The 14529-nt window shown below is 64.9% G+C and carries 12 protein-coding genes and 1 riboswitch; of the genes, 8 read left to right on the top strand and 4 right to left on the bottom strand.

Annotation, left to right across the window (positions count from 1 at the left end; all coding sequences use genetic code 11):
- Window positions 1-91: 91 nt before the first annotated feature.
- The 4 genes from KVP70_RS22225 to KVP70_RS22240 are packed head-to-tail and all read left to right on the top strand — an operon-like array spanning window position 92 to window position 4123.
- Window positions 92-2233 (top strand): S46 family peptidase, encoded by a 2142-nt coding sequence (locus tag KVP70_RS22225; RefSeq protein WP_369698894.1) that lies wholly within the window; start codon window positions 92-94, stop codon window positions 2231-2233.
- Window positions 2233-2880 (top strand): nicotinamide riboside transporter PnuC, encoded by a 648-nt coding sequence (gene pnuC / locus KVP70_RS22230; RefSeq protein WP_416053851.1) that lies wholly within the window; start codon window positions 2233-2235, stop codon window positions 2878-2880. The genes KVP70_RS22225 and pnuC overlap by 1 nt, the downstream gene beginning before the upstream one ends.
- Window positions 2877-3401 (top strand): AAA family ATPase, encoded by a 525-nt coding sequence (locus KVP70_RS22235; RefSeq protein ID WP_217944416.1) that lies wholly within the window; start codon window positions 2877-2879, stop codon window positions 3399-3401. The genes pnuC and KVP70_RS22235 overlap by 4 nt, the downstream gene beginning before the upstream one ends.
- Window positions 3398-4123 (top strand): hypothetical protein, encoded by a 726-nt coding sequence (locus KVP70_RS22240; RefSeq protein ID WP_217944418.1) that lies wholly within the window; start codon window positions 3398-3400, stop codon window positions 4121-4123. Before KVP70_RS22235 ends, KVP70_RS22240 begins: the two co-directional genes overlap by 4 nt.
- Here the strand turns inward: KVP70_RS22240 and KVP70_RS22245 are convergent.
- Window positions 4120-6258: a TonB-dependent siderophore receptor gene (locus KVP70_RS22245; RefSeq protein ID WP_217944420.1), complete on the bottom strand. Its 2139-nt coding sequence runs from the start codon at window positions 6256-6258 to the stop codon at window positions 4120-4122. The genes KVP70_RS22240 and KVP70_RS22245 overlap by 4 nt on opposite strands.
- 55 nt (window positions 6259-6313) lie before the next feature.
- Window positions 6314-6413, bottom strand: a riboswitch (TPP riboswitch).
- A 166-nt stretch (window positions 6414-6579) separates the two neighbouring features.
- Here KVP70_RS22245 and KVP70_RS22250 point away from each other — a divergent pair.
- A complete protein-coding gene (locus KVP70_RS22250) occupies window positions 6580-7083 on the top strand; it encodes an Imm26 family immunity protein (protein ID WP_217944422.1) in 504 nt (167 codons plus the stop codon).
- Here the strand turns inward: KVP70_RS22250 and KVP70_RS22255 are convergent.
- Genes KVP70_RS22255 through ompR form a run of 3 tightly spaced genes read right to left on the bottom strand, consistent with a single transcriptional unit; the run spans window position 7070 to window position 9936 of the window.
- Complete coding sequence (locus KVP70_RS22255) at window positions 7070-7774, bottom strand: hypothetical protein (protein WP_229225013.1); 705 nt, start codon at window positions 7772-7774, stop codon at window positions 7070-7072. The two genes, KVP70_RS22250 and KVP70_RS22255, sit on opposite strands and share 14 nt — an antisense overlap.
- A complete protein-coding gene (locus KVP70_RS22260; RefSeq protein ID WP_217944424.1) occupies window positions 7774-9153 on the bottom strand; it encodes an ATP-binding protein in 1380 nt (459 codons plus the stop codon). The genes KVP70_RS22255 and KVP70_RS22260 overlap by 1 nt, the downstream gene beginning before the upstream one ends.
- A gap of 15 nt (window positions 9154-9168) precedes the next feature.
- Window positions 9169-9936: an osmolarity response regulator transcription factor OmpR gene (gene ompR, locus KVP70_RS22265; RefSeq protein ID WP_020702208.1), complete on the bottom strand. Its 768-nt coding sequence runs from the start codon at window positions 9934-9936 to the stop codon at window positions 9169-9171.
- Between the two features lie 170 nt (window positions 9937-10106).
- On the opposite strand from ompR, the gene KVP70_RS22270 reads away from it, so the two are divergent.
- The 3 genes from KVP70_RS22270 (at window position 10107) to KVP70_RS22280 (ending at window position 14529) form a co-directional block, all read left to right on the top strand.
- Window positions 10107-10484: a hypothetical protein gene (locus KVP70_RS22270; RefSeq protein WP_229225014.1), complete on the top strand. Its 378-nt coding sequence runs from the start codon at window positions 10107-10109 to the stop codon at window positions 10482-10484.
- 220 nt (window positions 10485-10704) lie between these two features.
- Window positions 10705-12549, top strand: coding sequence for a flagellar assembly protein A (locus KVP70_RS22275; RefSeq protein ID WP_229225015.1), 1845 nt, complete (start codon window positions 10705-10707; stop codon window positions 12547-12549).
- A 114-nt stretch (window positions 12550-12663) separates the two neighbouring features.
- A complete protein-coding gene (locus tag KVP70_RS22280; protein WP_262311737.1) occupies window positions 12664-14529 on the top strand; it encodes a flagellar assembly protein A in 1866 nt (621 codons plus the stop codon).

A 14529-nucleotide genomic window follows, 5' to 3' on the forward strand; every position in this document is an offset into this window, starting at 1 on the left:
CCCAGTTCAATGCCTGGCAACACATAAAAGCATTTTCAGCTATCCGCAGAAGGAATATACTGCCGCCAGAACTCAAACTGGGGTGTATATCTTGTTAAAATATCTAGTACTTCCGGTGGCCCTGATGGGCGCCGCTGCGGCCCAGGCCGACGAAGGTCAATGGCAGCCATACCAGCTGCCGCAGCTGAAATCCGAATTGAAGCGCATCGGCATCACCATCCCGGCCGAGAAATTGTCCGATCTGTCCAAGCATCCGATGAGCGCCATCGTTTCGCTGGGCGGCTGCTCGGCATCGTTCGTGTCGGACGCCGGCCTGGTGGTGACCAATCACCACTGCGCCTATGGCGCGATCCAGCGCAACGCCACCCCTGAACACAACTACATCGTCGACGGCTACCTGGCCAAGACCCGCGCCGAAGAGCTGCCGGGCGGCCCGAACACGCTGGTCTACGTGACCGACAAGGTCGAAAACGTCACCGACCGCGTGCTCAAGGGCGTCAGCGACACCATGAGCGGCAAGCAGCGCCACGAGGCGGTGGAAAAATCGATCAAGGCGCTGATCGCCGAATGCGAAAACGACAAGATCTACCGCTGCTCGGTGCCGGCTTTCCATCGCGGCCTGGAGTACTACCGCATCCGCCAGATGATGATACGCGACGTGCGCCTGGTGTACGCGCCGGCCGACATGATCGGTAACTTCGGCGGCGACATCGACAACTACGAATGGCCACGCCAGGGCGGCGACTACTCCTTCCTGCGCGCCTACGTGGGCAAGGACGGCCGTCCGGCCGATCCATCGCCGGATAACGTGCCTTACCACTCCAAGGACTTCCTGGTGGTCTCCGCCGCCGGCCTGAAAAACGGCGATCCGGTGCTGCTGGCCGGTTACCCTGGCCGCACCAGCCGTTACAAGCTGCCGTCGGAAATCCGCGCCGCGCGCGATTTCGCCTATCCGGCCAAGGTGGCCGAGATCCAGGCCGACCTGGACGTGATCGCCGCCGCCACCAAGGGCAATGCCGCCGCCGCCGTGCGTTACGCCAGCGTCGACAAGGGCATGAACAACGTGATGAAGAAAACCCAGGGCCTGCTGGACGGCTTTGCGCGCAAGGACATCGCCGCCATCAAGGACGTGCAGGATGCGCAGTTCCGCGCCTGGTACGCCAGGCAGCCGGGCGTGTCGAAAACCCTGCTGGCCGAACTGGACGCGGTGATCGCCGCCGACCTGGCGCTGAGCGACGAGGAATTCGGCTACAGCGTCGCCACCACCGGCGACCTGCTGAAGAGCGCGACCACCTTGTACCGCCTGGCGCGCGAGAGCGCCAAGCCGGACGCGGAACGCGAAACCGGCTACCAGGAGCGCGACCTGACCTTCATCAAGGCCCGCCTGAACCGCCTGGAGCAGTCGTATGTGGGCAGCGTTGACCAGGCGCGCCAGGTCGCCGCCTTGCAGCGCTACGCCAAGCTGCCGAAGTCCATGCACGTCTTCGGCATGGACGCGCTGCTGCCGGCCGTCGATGCGGTGCCGGCCATGTACGTCAAGTCGTCGCTGGGCGATACCGCCAAGCGCCTGGCGTGGGTGGGCAAGGACGCCGCCGCGCTGGCCGCGTCGGACGACGCCTTCCTGCAACTGGCCGTCAAACTGGACGACGTGACGCAGACGCTGAAGGAACGCCGCAAGGAACTGGACGGCAACCTGGAACGCGTGATCCCGCAATACATGCAGGCCGTGATCGCGTGGAAGAAGTCGCAGGGCAAGCCGGTCTATCCGGACGCGAATTCGACGCTGCGCGTGACCTACGGCACGGTGTCGCCTTACTCGCCCAAAGATGGCATCACCAAGGGCCCGTTCACCACGGTCGAGGGCATCGTCGAGAAGAACACCGGCAAGGACCCGTTCAACGCGCCGAAAAAGCTGCTCGACGCGATCAAGGCCAAGCGCTACGGCCAGTTCATGGACCCGATCCTGGGCACGGTGCCGGTTGACTTCCTGACCAGCGCCGACACCACCGGCGGCAATTCCGGCTCGGCGGTGATGAACAAGAACGGCGAGTTGATCGGCCTGAATTTCGATTCGACCTACGAGTCCATCACCAAGGACTGGTACTTCGACACCGCCATCACCCGCGCCATCCACATGGATATCCGCTATATGCTGTGGGTGATGGCCGAAGTGGACCACGCTGATAACGTGCTCAAAGAGCTGACCATCAAGTATCCGGCCAAGAAAAAATAATGAACGAGCTATCGGTTCTCCTGGGGTACCTGAACATGCCGTGGCACCTGGCAGGCGTGGCCACGTCCCCGCTGGAACTGGTGTCCTTCATTTTGTCGGTGGCCACGGTGTGGCTGAACATCCGCCAGAGCCATTGGGGCTGGCTGTTCGCCATCATCTCGTCGGCCACCTACGGGCTGGTGTTCTTCGGTTCGCGGCTGTATGGCGACATGGGCTTGCAGCTGGTGTTCATCGCCGTGTCGTTCTTCGGCTGGTACCAGTGGCTGCACGGCGACGATAGCCACGCGCGCTTGCCCGTGTCCGCGCTGGACGCGCGTGGCCACTGGTGGGCCGCGGGCGGCTGGCTGGCCGGCTTCGCGCTGCTGGCCTGGTTCCTCAAATCGTATACCGACACCGACGTGCCCAACTCCGACGGTTTCCTGACCGCCGGCAGTCTGGTCGGGCAGCTGCTGCTGTCGCGTAAAAAGGTCGAGAATTGGCATGTCTGGATCATCGTCGATGTGTTGTATGTGGCGCTGTACCTGCACAAGCACCTGGTGCTGACGGCGGTGTTGTACGCGGTCTTCGTCGGCATGGCGGTGATCGGACTGCGCGCCTGGAGCCACGACACCACGGACGGCAGCAACGGCCGCATGGCGCTGGAATGAACGCGCACGCGCCGCTACGGGTGGCCATACTGGGCACCACCTCGTCCGGCAAATCGACGCTGGCGGCGGCGCTGGCCGAGCACTATCAAACGCTGTGGGTGCCCGAGTACCTGCGCGAGTTCGTCGACACCGAAGCCCGGATACCGGTGGTGGCCGACCAGTTCCACATCGCCGAAACGCAGCGCGACCGCGAGGATGCGGCCGCGCCGCGCGCCGGCAAGTATCTTTTTTGCGACACCGCGCCGCTGATGACGGTGGTCTACGGCCGCCATTATTTCGGCGGCATCGACGACCAGTTGGCCGCGCTGGCGGCCAGCCACCAGCAGGACTATGCCTGTACGCTGGTGATGGCGGCCGACATACCCTGGGTGGCCGACGGCTTGCAGCGGGAATCCGAGGAAGTGAGCGTCATCATCAACCGCATGCTGCTGGACGAGCTGGCGGCGCGTGGGATACCCTATCTGCTGGTGTCGGGCGATCCCGGCGAGCGATTATCCCAAGTGGAGCGGCATCTACCATGAAGCAACGGCTGGCGGCGATATTGATGTGTGTGTCCCCGCTGGCGTTGGCCGATACCGGCTACTACCTGGTCTCCACCTACGATGTGGAAGGCCAGGCATCCCTCGACTATAAATACTGGAACGCCCACTACAACGGCCGCACCGTGGCGGCGCCGGAAATCGGCATCGGCTACGGCGTCACGTCGCGCTGGTACACGGAGTTGTACGCCAAGTGGAGCAAATTCAACGGCGGCGCCGGCCACTGGGTGGAGACGGCCTGGCAGAACGATTACCTGCTGACGCAAGGCCAGTATCCCTTCGACCTGGCGCTGCACACCAAGCTGGAAAAGGCGCGCAACAATGCCGACGGCTACGCGCTCGAATGGGGCCCGGTGCTGCAAACGGAAATCGGCCGCACCCAGTTCAACGCCAACCTGTTCTTCCAGCGCGACTATCGCGTGGCGCCGGGCGGCGGCGAGCATCCGATGGAGCTGACCTACCAGCTGCAGGTCAAACATAACTGGAAGCCGTGGTTGCAGCCTGGCGTGCAGGCGTTCGGCGAAGTGGGGAAGTGGAATGACTGGCTGCCATACCGGCAGCAGTCGCACCGCGCCGGGCCGGCGGTGTTCGGACACCGCGATATCGGCCGGCAGGAGATCAAGTACGAATTCGCTTACCTGATCGGCAGGAACTCGGCACGCGCAGCGAAGAGTTTTTCGATGCGCGTGCAGCTGGTCTTTTAAAGGTCGAACTGGGCCGACACGCGGAAGGTGCGTGAAGCGCCCGGCATCAGGTAACCACCCAGTTCCGGCGTGACGTCGCGCCAGTAGAACTTGTCGAACGCGTTGTCGATGCTGGCGCGCAGCGTGGTCTGCACGCCGCCGATGCGGGTGGCGTAGGCGCCGCCCAGGTTCATCACATGGTAGCTCGGCACGAACACCTGGTTGGCCTTGTCGAACGCTTTCTTGCCCGAATAGATCCAGTTGGCGCTGATAGACAGGCCGGCCACTTGCGGCACCGCGTAGTTGGCGTAGACGGTCGACTTGAAGGCCGGGACGTCGGCGACGCGCTTGCCGTCCAGTTCCGCCGAGCCGGTGTCGCGCTGCTGCGAGTTCAGCGCCATGGCCGAGACGCCCACCGTCAAGTCACGCGAGGCGCGGCCGTTCAGTGCCATTTCCAGTCCGCGGTGCTGCGCCTGGCCGTTGCGCACGAAGTAGTTCTGGCCATCGGTGTATTCGAGGCCCTTGCGGATCTCGAACATCGCCACACTGGCGCTCAGGTCGGGATGGATGTCGGCCTTGACGCCCACTTCGACCTGCTTCGATTTGCCCGGCGCCAGTGCGCGGCCGGTGTTCTCGGTGCCGATCGGCGCAACGCCGCCATGTTCCAGGCCCTGTGCATACGAGGTGTAGACCGAAACGTTGGGACGCAGGCTGTACACCAGCGCCACATTCGGCAGCCAGAAGCCGACGTTGGTGTGGGCGAACGGCAGCGTCGCATCGACGAATTCGTCGCGCTTGACCTGCACAAAGCGTGCGCCGGCGTGCAGCTTGAGCTGCTCGTTGATGCTCAGGATGTCCTGCGCGAACAAGGCGCGTTCGTTGTCGCTGCGGCGCTCGGAGACCGGTTTGCTGGTGCCGCCGTTCGGCGCCACCATGATCGGATGGTAGATGTTGCTGAATGCGTGGCCGTCGGTGCCTGCCTGGGTGTACAGGTAATCGCCCCATTTCTCGCTGTTCTTGAACAACGATGCGCCGCCGGTGAACTCGTGCTTGAACGAGCCGGTGCTGAACTTGCCCTGCACCAGCGCCTGCACCGTCAGCGGCGATTTCTTCTCGCCCAGGCTGACGTAGTCGTAGACGTCGTAGTCGCCGTTGCCGCAGAAGCCGGAATACAGGCCCTGTGCGGTGCAGCCGCCTGGGAAGGCGGTGTAGTCGTCGCGCTTGAACTGGTGCTGGTTGGCGCTGACGGTGGTGCTCCAGTCGGGCGTGAACTTGTACTCGAAGCGGGCGCCGATGTTGCTGCTGGTGGTCTCGACCGGACGGCTCCACGGCTGGTTGTTGAGCATGGTGTCGGCCGGAATGTTCGGCAGCGTGGTGTTGTTCAACAGCTGGAAGCCGGGCGCGGTCACTTGCGATTTCTTCTGGTAGTCGGCGTCCACTTGCAGCAGCGCCTGCGGCGAGATCTTCCAGTCGAAGGCGGCCGAGACGAACTTGCGGTTGCCGTCGGCGCCCTTGATGTAGGAGCGCAGGCGCTCGCCGGCGGCGTTGAAGCGGTAGCCGAAGCGCTGGTCTTCAAAGCGGCCGCCCAGGTCGACGGCGCCGTACAGTGTACCGCGCTCGCGTTCTTCCAGCACCACCGTGCGCAGCGGCGTATCGGTCGGGCGCTTGGTGACGTAGTTGACGATGCCGCCCGGCGCGGAAACGCCCGCTTGCAGGCCGGACAGGCCTTTCAGCACTTCCAGGCGTTCCTTGTTCTCCAGCGGGATCTGGGTGTCGGCCGGGATGGCCATGCCGTCCTTGCGGTAGCTGGAGGCGTTGTCCAGCTTGAAGCCACGGATCGAGAACTGCTCGGAATAGCCGACCGCGTTGTAGGAGTCGCCGATGCTGGCGTCGTAGCGGGCGGCGTCGGTGGTGGAGCGGATTTGCAGGTCCAGCATCTGCTGCGAAGTCAGTACGCTGACCGAGGCCGGGGTTTCCAGCAGCGGCGCGTTGGAGAAGCCGGCCACGGCGGCGCGGCTGGCCTGCGCCTTGGCGCCGGTAATCACCACTTCGGGCATGGCTTGCTCGGCGGCGGAGGAGGCAGCGACGGCAACGCCGGGGAATGCGTGGAGTACCGCCAGGGCGATGGCGGAAACTGCGAATCTTGGTGTGTTCATGTGCTCTCTCTTTTGTTCTTGGCTGGGAGCCGCGAAGAGAGCCATCAAAGAAGGGGAGAACTACTTTGCGCTTTCCTTCGCTGGCATTATCCAGATCAGGTACGAAGGGTATCTCTCACCCGGCAGCAAAAGCTCCAGGACCCCTAGCGAGGCGCTAGTGTAGCACATGCGGTGCCGTGCGCCGCGATCCGTGCCGCGCCGCTACACTTGCGGTTTGCGCCACACGGCGCCAACGAAGCAGACACAGCTTTTAACGGAGGCGCCATCATGTCCATACATTTTGGCGACACTCTGCTGCATCGTGCAAGTGAAAGGGTGGGAATGAGGCAGTCGTATCAAGAGGGAAGCTGGTTTGCCATACCGTTGCTGGATGGCGGCTATGGCTGGGGCCTGGTGGCGCGTTTGTCGCCAGGCAGCAAGATCATGCTGGCGTATCTGTTCGGGCCCAAGCTGCCGCGCTTGCCGTCGCTGGAGGAGCTCAATACGCTGCAACCGCAGGACGCCGTCAAGGTGCTGCGGGTGGGCGACATGGCGCTGGCCAGCGGCCACTGGCGCGTGCTGGGCGATATCGTCGACTGGAATCCGGCGCTGTGGCCGATGCCGCAGTTCCTGCGCCGCGCCGATTCGCTCAAGCGCGCCTGGCGCGTGACGTATTCGGACGCCGACCCGAGCCGCTCGGAGCGCGAGGAGTCCGTGCCCTACGATACGCAAGGCCTGGAGGCGGATTCGCTGTACGGCTACGGCTCGACCGAGCTGCTGCTGACCAGGCTGCTTGAGCCGGAGGACCACCCGATCAACCGCGGCAGCAGCGTCAGTCGCAGCTGACGTTCCAGGCCGCATACTCGCCGCGGTGCTTGCGCACGGCGACGCGGGCGATGGTGTCGCGGTCGCTTTCAAATACCAGGCTGAACATTACGGGTGCGCCGGCCACCGGTGCCGCCGGCCCGATCGCGCGCAGCGTGAAGGGCAGGGCGCGCTGGCGTATGCATTGCGAGTTGCCGGCGAATAGCAGGCGCGCGCGGCTCAGCAGTTCAGGATATTGGCGCAGCAGCGCCACCACGTCCTCCGGCGGCAGCGCCTGGTCCATCAACACCGTGTGCGGCGCGGCGGTGCAGATAGTCTTGGGCTGGGCCAGCCATACATGCCAGCTCGGCGGCTGGGCCGACTCGGTCCAGCGGCTATCCTGGGGCGCCTTGGCGTCGTAGACAAAACTCGAACGGATTTGCCGGCACAGGTCGACCGCCGAATGGCGCGGCGCCGAGTCGACGCGCGCCACCACCTGCCACGGCTTGCCGCGCTGGCGCTGGATGTCGAACTCCGGCGCGAACAGCGGCGGCACCGGGCGCGCGCCCCTGGACTCGGCCAGCATCTTCTGGCGGAAGTAGTCGTCGAAGGAGCTGCGTTCCTCGTCGCTGGGGGCGCGCTGTTCGATCGGCGGAGGCGCGGGCGGCTTGGCCGGTTTGGCCACTGCCGGCCCGGCCGCCGCCAGCAACATCGCAAAATACCTTGCCAGCATCAAGCCGCCTTCATCACGATCTGGATCAGCAGGCCGCCGCCTTCGCGGTTGCGCACGTGCAGCTCGGCGCCGTGGCGCAGCATCACGCGGTCGACGATGGCCAGGCCCAGCCCGGCGCCGTTGGCCTGGCCGCGCGCGGTGTCGAGCCGGGTGAAGGGCTTGAGCAGCTGTTCGATCTGGTCGGCCGGCACGCCGTTGCCGTGGTCCTGCACCTCGACGATCACGCGGCGCGAGGTGTGCATGCCCTTCATGCTGCACTTGATGTCGATCTCGGTCAGCTCGCTGCCGGGCGTCTTGCCGTAGCGGCGGGCGTTCTCGATCAGGTTGTTGATGACGCGCTTGATGTCGGTGGCGTTGCCCATCACGTGGGCGTTGGCCACGATGTCGGTGCTGATGCGCACGTCCGGCAGGCGGCCGGCTTCATGTGCGGTGTCCTGCAGCAGCTCGCTGAGGTCGACGTTGATGAAGCTCGACACCTCGGTCGGCTTGGCGTAGTCGAGGAACTGGCCAATGATGTCGTCCATCTGGCCGATGTCGGACTGGATGCCCTCGCGCGCCTCGCTCGACAGGTTGGCCATCTCCACCTCCAGCTGCATGCGCGCCAGCGGCGTGCGCAGGTCGTGCGAGATGCCGGCCAGGATCACGGCGCGGTCCGACTCCACCTGCTGCAGCTGCACCACCATCTGGTTGAAGCTGCGGTTCGCCTCCATGATTTCCATCGGGCCTTTTTCCGGCAGCCGTTCCGGCCGCTTGCCCTGGGCGAAGGCGCGCGTGGCTTGCGTCAGGCGCCGCAGCGGCAGGTTGATCAGGCTGGAGATGAAGGCCGCGCCCAGCAGCGACACCACCGACACCACGCTGGCCCAGCCCAGCCACTGGATGCCGGTCAGGCCGCGGATGCGTTCGCGTTCCAGCATCAGCCAGTAGGCGTCGTCATCGATCTTGAAGCTGACCCAGAAGCCGGCCACGCCGTTGACGCGCGCCGAGAAGCGGGTGTCCTCGCCCAGCTTGGCCTTGACCAGCTTCTGAATGTCGGGCATCAGCGCGTTGTCGGGCGGCGGATCGACCTTGTCGTCGTCCTCCAGCGTGAACACGCGGATGCCCTCGTTGGACACCAGATCGAACAGCAGTTCGCGCCGCAGTTCGGGCGCGGAGTGGGTGAGGGCGGCGTGGGTGATGGTGACCACCGAGATCACCTGCGAGGAGATCTGCTGCACCTGCGGCTCGTGCTGCACCGCGCTGATCATGGCGACCCAGGCGGTCATGCTGGTGGTGGTCAGCGCGCCCAGCAGGAAGAAGGTGCGCCAGAACAAGCCGCTTTTCAGGCTGGCGGCTCTAAACGTAAACGGAAACTTCGACGGAAACTTCGACGGAAACTTCATGCGCACGCCCGCGCTTTAGCGCGGCTGCCCCTCCGGAATGAACACATAGCCCAGGCCCCAGACGGTCTGGATGTACAGCGGGCTCGACGGATCGGGCTCGATCAGCTTGCGCAGGCGCGAGATCTGCACGTCCAGGCTGCGGTCGAACACTTCGTATTCGCGGCCGCGCGCCAGTTCCATCAGCTTTTCGCGCGATAGCGGCTGGCGCGCGTGGCGGGCGAATACTTTCAGTACCGAGAATTCGCCGGTGGTCAGCGGCACGGTCTCGCCGGCCTTCTTCAGCGTGCGGGTACCCAGGTCCAGCACGAACTGGCCGAACTCGAACGACTGCGGGGTTTCCGACGGCGCGCCGGGGATCTCGTCCGGGCCGCGGCGGCGCAGCACGGCGCCGATGCGGGCCACCAGCTCGCGCGGGTTGAACGGCTTCGGCAGGTAGTCGTCGGCGCCCATTTCGAGGCCGACGATGCGGTCCACGTCTTCGCCCTTGGCGGTCAGCATGATGATCGGCGTCTGGTCGCCGGCGCCGCGCAGGCGGCGGCAGATCGACAGGCCGTCTTCGCCCGGCAGCATCAGGTCCAGCACCAGCAGGTCGTAGCGCTCGCGCAGCCACAGCTTGTTCATGGCGGTCGCGCTCTCGGCGGTGAAGACGTTGAAGCCTTGTTCGGTCAGGTAGCGGCGCAGCAGGTCGCGCAGGCGCACGTCGTCGTCCACTACCATGATTTTGGCCTGGTGGCCATGCTGGTTGGCGGAGGTGTTGCCGGATTCTGTCGTTGTGCTTGTCATTTGGCTGCCAGATTTGTCATATTCATGTTGCTATGGTAACGTCATATTCGCATTGCGAAAACGTCTGTGACAACCCATTACAAAGTGTTACAAACTTTACCCAATTCGTCTTACCCCCTCAGGTAAAGCATCATACACTCTGGTCACAGATTCAGCTTTTTAGGAACGTCATGGGCATCGATCACAAAAAAAACTACGCGGCAGCAAGCGCAAATTTTTGCGTTCGATCCCTGCTGGGTGTTCTGTTGCTGAGCGGCGCCGCGATGGCGCATGACGGGTCGTCGGAGCGTGACGCTCCGCGCCGTGAAGAACCCCGCGCCCTGCCTGCGCGCGACGCCCAGCCGACCCGCCAGGCCGAGCCGCGCCAGCTCGATCCGCGCAGCTACGAGGCCCGCGCCGAAGAGCAGCGCCGCGCCATGCAGGAAGCCGGCCGCAACGCCGAAATGAATCGCCGCGCCGGCCGCCTGACGCCGGATGAGCGCCGCGACCTGCGCCGCCAGATCAACGAAGCCGGCCAGGACATCTACGCCAACCCTCCTCGCCATTGACGACTTGATACTTTGTTATTGATCCAATATTGATCTGTAGCAATAAGTTCACAGTTGTGTCGTCTACGCCACGAAAATCACTTTCTTTTCCTTAGTCTAAGTGTAAGATTAGTTAATTGCACGCAATGCCCTTCGGCCGCGTGCCGTTCGGAGGAAGATGGTGGTTCAAGAGGTTGCCCCTGCCGTGCCAGGCCAGGAGACTCACGCTCCGGGAAGCGGCTTGCCTGTCGGTTTGCTGAAGCGGCCGGACGGCATCTATATCGACCTGTCGCTGTCGCCGCTGACGCTGACCGCCGCCATCAATGAAGTCTTCCATTCCCACTGCTATTTCGTCGGCTTGAATTATCCCTTGCTGGTCAAGGCGCTGTACGGCGTCGGCCCCGATACCGGCGTGCCGGCCCCGGCGCGGCTGGCGACGGAGTTGCGCGTGATGGAGCCGGAGCGCATCGCGCTGTACAAGAATCCCAAGATGGGGCGCGGCTACGCCGAATACTATTTCGAGACGCTGTACCTGGACGAGATGACGCTGCCCGACGGCACCGTGATCCCGGAGCGGCCGACCAAGCTGGACGTCGACGAGTTCGTGGCCGAAATGTGGAACAAGGGCATCCTGTTCGGCATCGAGGTGGCGGCCGTGGCGGCGGCCATCGCCTCCACCAAGGCCGACCGCATCACCGTGGCCACCGAGCTGGAACCGGAGCCGGGCCAGGACGCGACCGTGGTCGAAGTGTCGTCCGACCTGCACCGCAGCGACGCACCCAAGACCAAGGCCGACGGCCGCATCGACCTGGGCAGCTTCGAGAACCGCTTCCCGCAGATCAAGGCCAATGTGCGGCTGTTGAAAAAGCTGCCCGCCGTGCCGGGGCAGCCGGGCTTCGACCTGGCCGGCCGCATGACGCCGGCCGCGACGCCCAAGGACCTGACGCTGCGCTTCTTCGCCGGCGACGGCACCGATGCCGTGATGGTCGGCGACGACGAGTACCTGGTGTCGACCCGCGAAGGCTTCCTGAACGTCGATTCCAAGTCCAACCGCATCTCCATCACCGATAAAATCGTCAGCAAGGACGGCGTCAGCGGCCGCACCACCGGCAATCTGGAACTGGCCGGCGCCTACGAGGAATTCGGCGACGTGCAGGAGCAGCGCGACGTCACCGGCGGCGACATCACGGTGCACGGCAACGTCTACGGCAATATCCATTCGCGCGGCGGCACCGTGGTGCTGGACCAGAACCTGGTCAGCGGCAGTATCGCCAACGCGGCCGGCAACATCACCGTCACCGGCGTCGCTTCCGGCTCGGTGATCTCCACCCGCAGCGGCGCGATCCACATCGGCCGGGCCGAGAACTGCGTCATCTCCGGCACCAGCGTTATCTTGGGCGAGGCCTCCAACTGCGAGATCATCGCCGAAGAAATCCGCATCGAAGTGGCCGAGGGCTGCGCGGTGGCCGGCCGCAATGTCGAAATCGAAAACGCCGGGCCGCGCCGCCGCACCGAGATGGTCATCTATGTGCTGGTGAAGGATGTCAGCCAGTTCGACCAGGAGATCGCCGACCTGGAACTGCGGGTGGCGGGCTTCGAGGCGGCCAACCTGGCCGCGCGCGAGGAGGCCGAGCGCATCGCGGCGGTACCGGACGTGCGGCGCTACCTGGCGCTGGCCGAAAGGCTGCGGGTGCAGGAGCTGCAACTGACCGCCGACCAGGGCCAGCACCTGCGCAAGATCGCCGGCGCGGTGGCGACCGAGTTGCAGGCCATCTCCAGGCTGCGCACCGAGCTGCAAGCAGGCCAGACGCAGCAAAAGCTGTTGCAGGATAAGCTGGTGCGGGTGCTCGAGCAGAAGGCGGAAGCGGCGGGCGTGGCGCGCTGCGGCCTGCACATGGTCAGCGGCGACACGGTGGTGCGCACCATGCCGTTCCAGGCCGACGTCGCAGCGCTGACGCAGCTGCCTGCCAAGGATATCAAGCAGCGCCTGCGCGGCACGCCCAACGGCGGCGAGGTGCTGTTCAGCGACAGCGCCGGTTCGCTGGACTGGCACCTCAACGCGCGGCAGCGGCCAGTGGCTGGCTAGCCCAGGTGCGCGCACAATGCCTGCGGTTCATGCTAATCTAGATTCAACATTACAAAGTGAAGAAGCGACGCCTGGCCGGGCGGCGTTTCGACGTACATTTTCCTGGGGATTACTGTGTCTGATGACGCGACGGCGCTGGATTTGAACGCGGAGAGCGAGCTGCCCGCAGCGATCGTCAAGCGCGCGGACGGCGTCTTTTTCGCCGCCGACGCCTCGGCCGTTTCCTGCCTGTCGGCGGTCAGCCAGGTGTTCCTCGGCAGCGCCTATTTCGCCAAGCTCGATTACGCGGTCTTCGTCAAGCTGCTCTACAACTGCGGCCCGGACCTGCCGGCCAATGTGACCAGCAAGCCGATGATACGCTTCGCCGACAGCATCGAGCCGTTTCATCCGCCGCGCCGGTCGCTGTACAAGTCCGTCAAGATCATCAACGGCGAGGCTGAATACTATTTCGAGCCGGTGTTCTTCGAGGTGCCGGACATGCCGCCGCAACCGGCGCGCCTGAACTTCGACGAATTCGTTTCCGACATGTGGGTCAAGGGCATACGCTTCGGCATCGACGCGCCGGCCGTGCGCGACGTGATCACGAGCGGGCGGCTGGCGCGCATCATCGTCGCCCGCCGCCTCAACCCCACGGCGGGACGCGACGCCACCATCGTCGAAGTGTCGCAGGATATCCATCGCAGCAATGCGCCGCGCGAAAGGTCGGACGGCAAGCTCGATTTGCAGGCCTTCCAGAACCGCTTCCCGCAGGTCAAACCCAATGTCAAGCTGCTGCGCAAGGTGCCGCGCACGGCGGGTGTGCGCGGCTATGAATTGTCGGGCATCGTGCTGGAGCCGCCGGTCCCGCGCGACATCGAATTGAGCAGCGTGGCCGGCGAGGGCACGGTGATCGAGAACCTGCGCGACGGCGAGTACCTGGTGTCGGCGGTGGAGGGCTTCCTCAGCGTGGACCCGGCCAGCAAGCGGCTGTCGATCGGCCCCAAGATCATCAGCCGTGAAGGCGTCAGCGCGCGCACCACCGGCAATTTGCAGCTGACCGGCGAGTACGAGGAATTCGGCGATGTGCAGGAACAGCGCTCGGTCGAAGGCGGCAGCATCACCATCCACGGCGACGTGTTCGGCATCATCACCTCGCGCGGCGGCGACATCGTCCTGAGCCGCAACCTGATGGGCGGCACAGTCACCAACGCCGACGGCGCCATACGGGTGCAGGGCGTGGCCTCCGGCGCGGTGCTGCAGACCAGGCGCGGCGAGGTGACGCTGGCGCGCGCGGAGAGCTGCATCATCTCCGGCACGCGGGTGGTGATCGGCGAGGCGAGCAACTGCGAGATCATGGCCGAGGAAGTGGTGATCAAGGTGGCCGAGGGCTGCGCCATCGCCGCCCGCAAGATCGAGATCGCCAACGCCGGGCCGCGCAAGCAGAACGAAATGCTGCTCTACACGCTGGTGCCGGACACCTCCAAGTTCGACAAGAAGATCGCCGAGTTGCAGCCCAGGGTGCAGCACGCGGCGCACGAGGCCAATATGCGCAAGGTGGAGATCGACACCATCACCGGCCAGACCGAGGTGCGCAACTACCTGACGCTGGCCACGCGCGTGCGCAAGCGCGAGGTGATGCTGACGCCGGAGCAGGAGCCGTTGTTCCACCGGATGGCGGCGGCGGTGGGGCCGTCGCTGAAGGCGGTGGCGAAGATTTCGCTGGCGATGAAGGCGGCGCAGGTGCAGCAGGAGCAGGCGCAGGAAGAGGTCAACCAGGTGCAGCGGCAGAAGGCTTCCGTGATGAGCGGCTCGCGTTGCATGGTCGAGACCCTGACCGGCGACGTGCTGCTGCGGACCATGACCTTTGTGCCGGACGGCCCGCCCGCGCATGACCGGCCGGCCAAGGAGGTCAAGGCCAAGGTGCGCGCCACGGCGGCCGGCATGAGCACCATCTATTCCGGCGCCGCCGGGCCGATCTCCTGGGCGCCGGACACGGACTAG

Source organism: Duganella violaceipulchra (genome assembly GCF_019166075.1).
GTDB classification, from domain to species: domain Bacteria; phylum Pseudomonadota; class Gammaproteobacteria; order Burkholderiales; family Burkholderiaceae_D; genus Rugamonas; species Rugamonas violaceipulchra.

Coding starts and splice junctions, on each gene's coding strand:
- pnuC (WP_416053851.1), top strand. CDS start 2,233: ATGAACGAGCTATCGGTTCTCCTGGGGTACCTGAACATGCCGTGGCAC.
- KVP70_RS22235 (WP_217944416.1), top strand. CDS start 2,877: ATGAACGCGCACGCGCCGCTACGGGTGGCCATACTGGGCACCACCTCG.
- KVP70_RS22240 (WP_217944418.1), top strand. CDS start 3,398: ATGAAGCAACGGCTGGCGGCGATATTGATGTGTGTGTCCCCGCTGGCG.
- KVP70_RS22245 (WP_217944420.1), bottom strand. CDS start 6,258: ATGAACACACCAAGATTCGCAGTTTCCGCCATCGCCCTGGCGGTACTC.
- KVP70_RS22250 (WP_217944422.1), top strand. CDS start 6,580: ATGAGGCAGTCGTATCAAGAGGGAAGCTGGTTTGCCATACCGTTGCTG.
- KVP70_RS22255 (WP_229225013.1), bottom strand. CDS start 7,774: ATGCTGGCAAGGTATTTTGCGATGTTGCTGGCGGCGGCCGGGCCGGCA.
- KVP70_RS22260 (WP_217944424.1), bottom strand. CDS start 9,153: ATGAAGTTTCCGTCGAAGTTTCCGTCGAAGTTTCCGTTTACGTTTAGA.
- ompR (WP_020702208.1), bottom strand. CDS start 9,936: ATGACAAGCACAACGACAGAATCCGGCAACACCTCCGCCAACCAGCAT.
- KVP70_RS22270 (WP_229225014.1), top strand. CDS start 10,107: ATGGGCATCGATCACAAAAAAAACTACGCGGCAGCAAGCGCAAATTTT.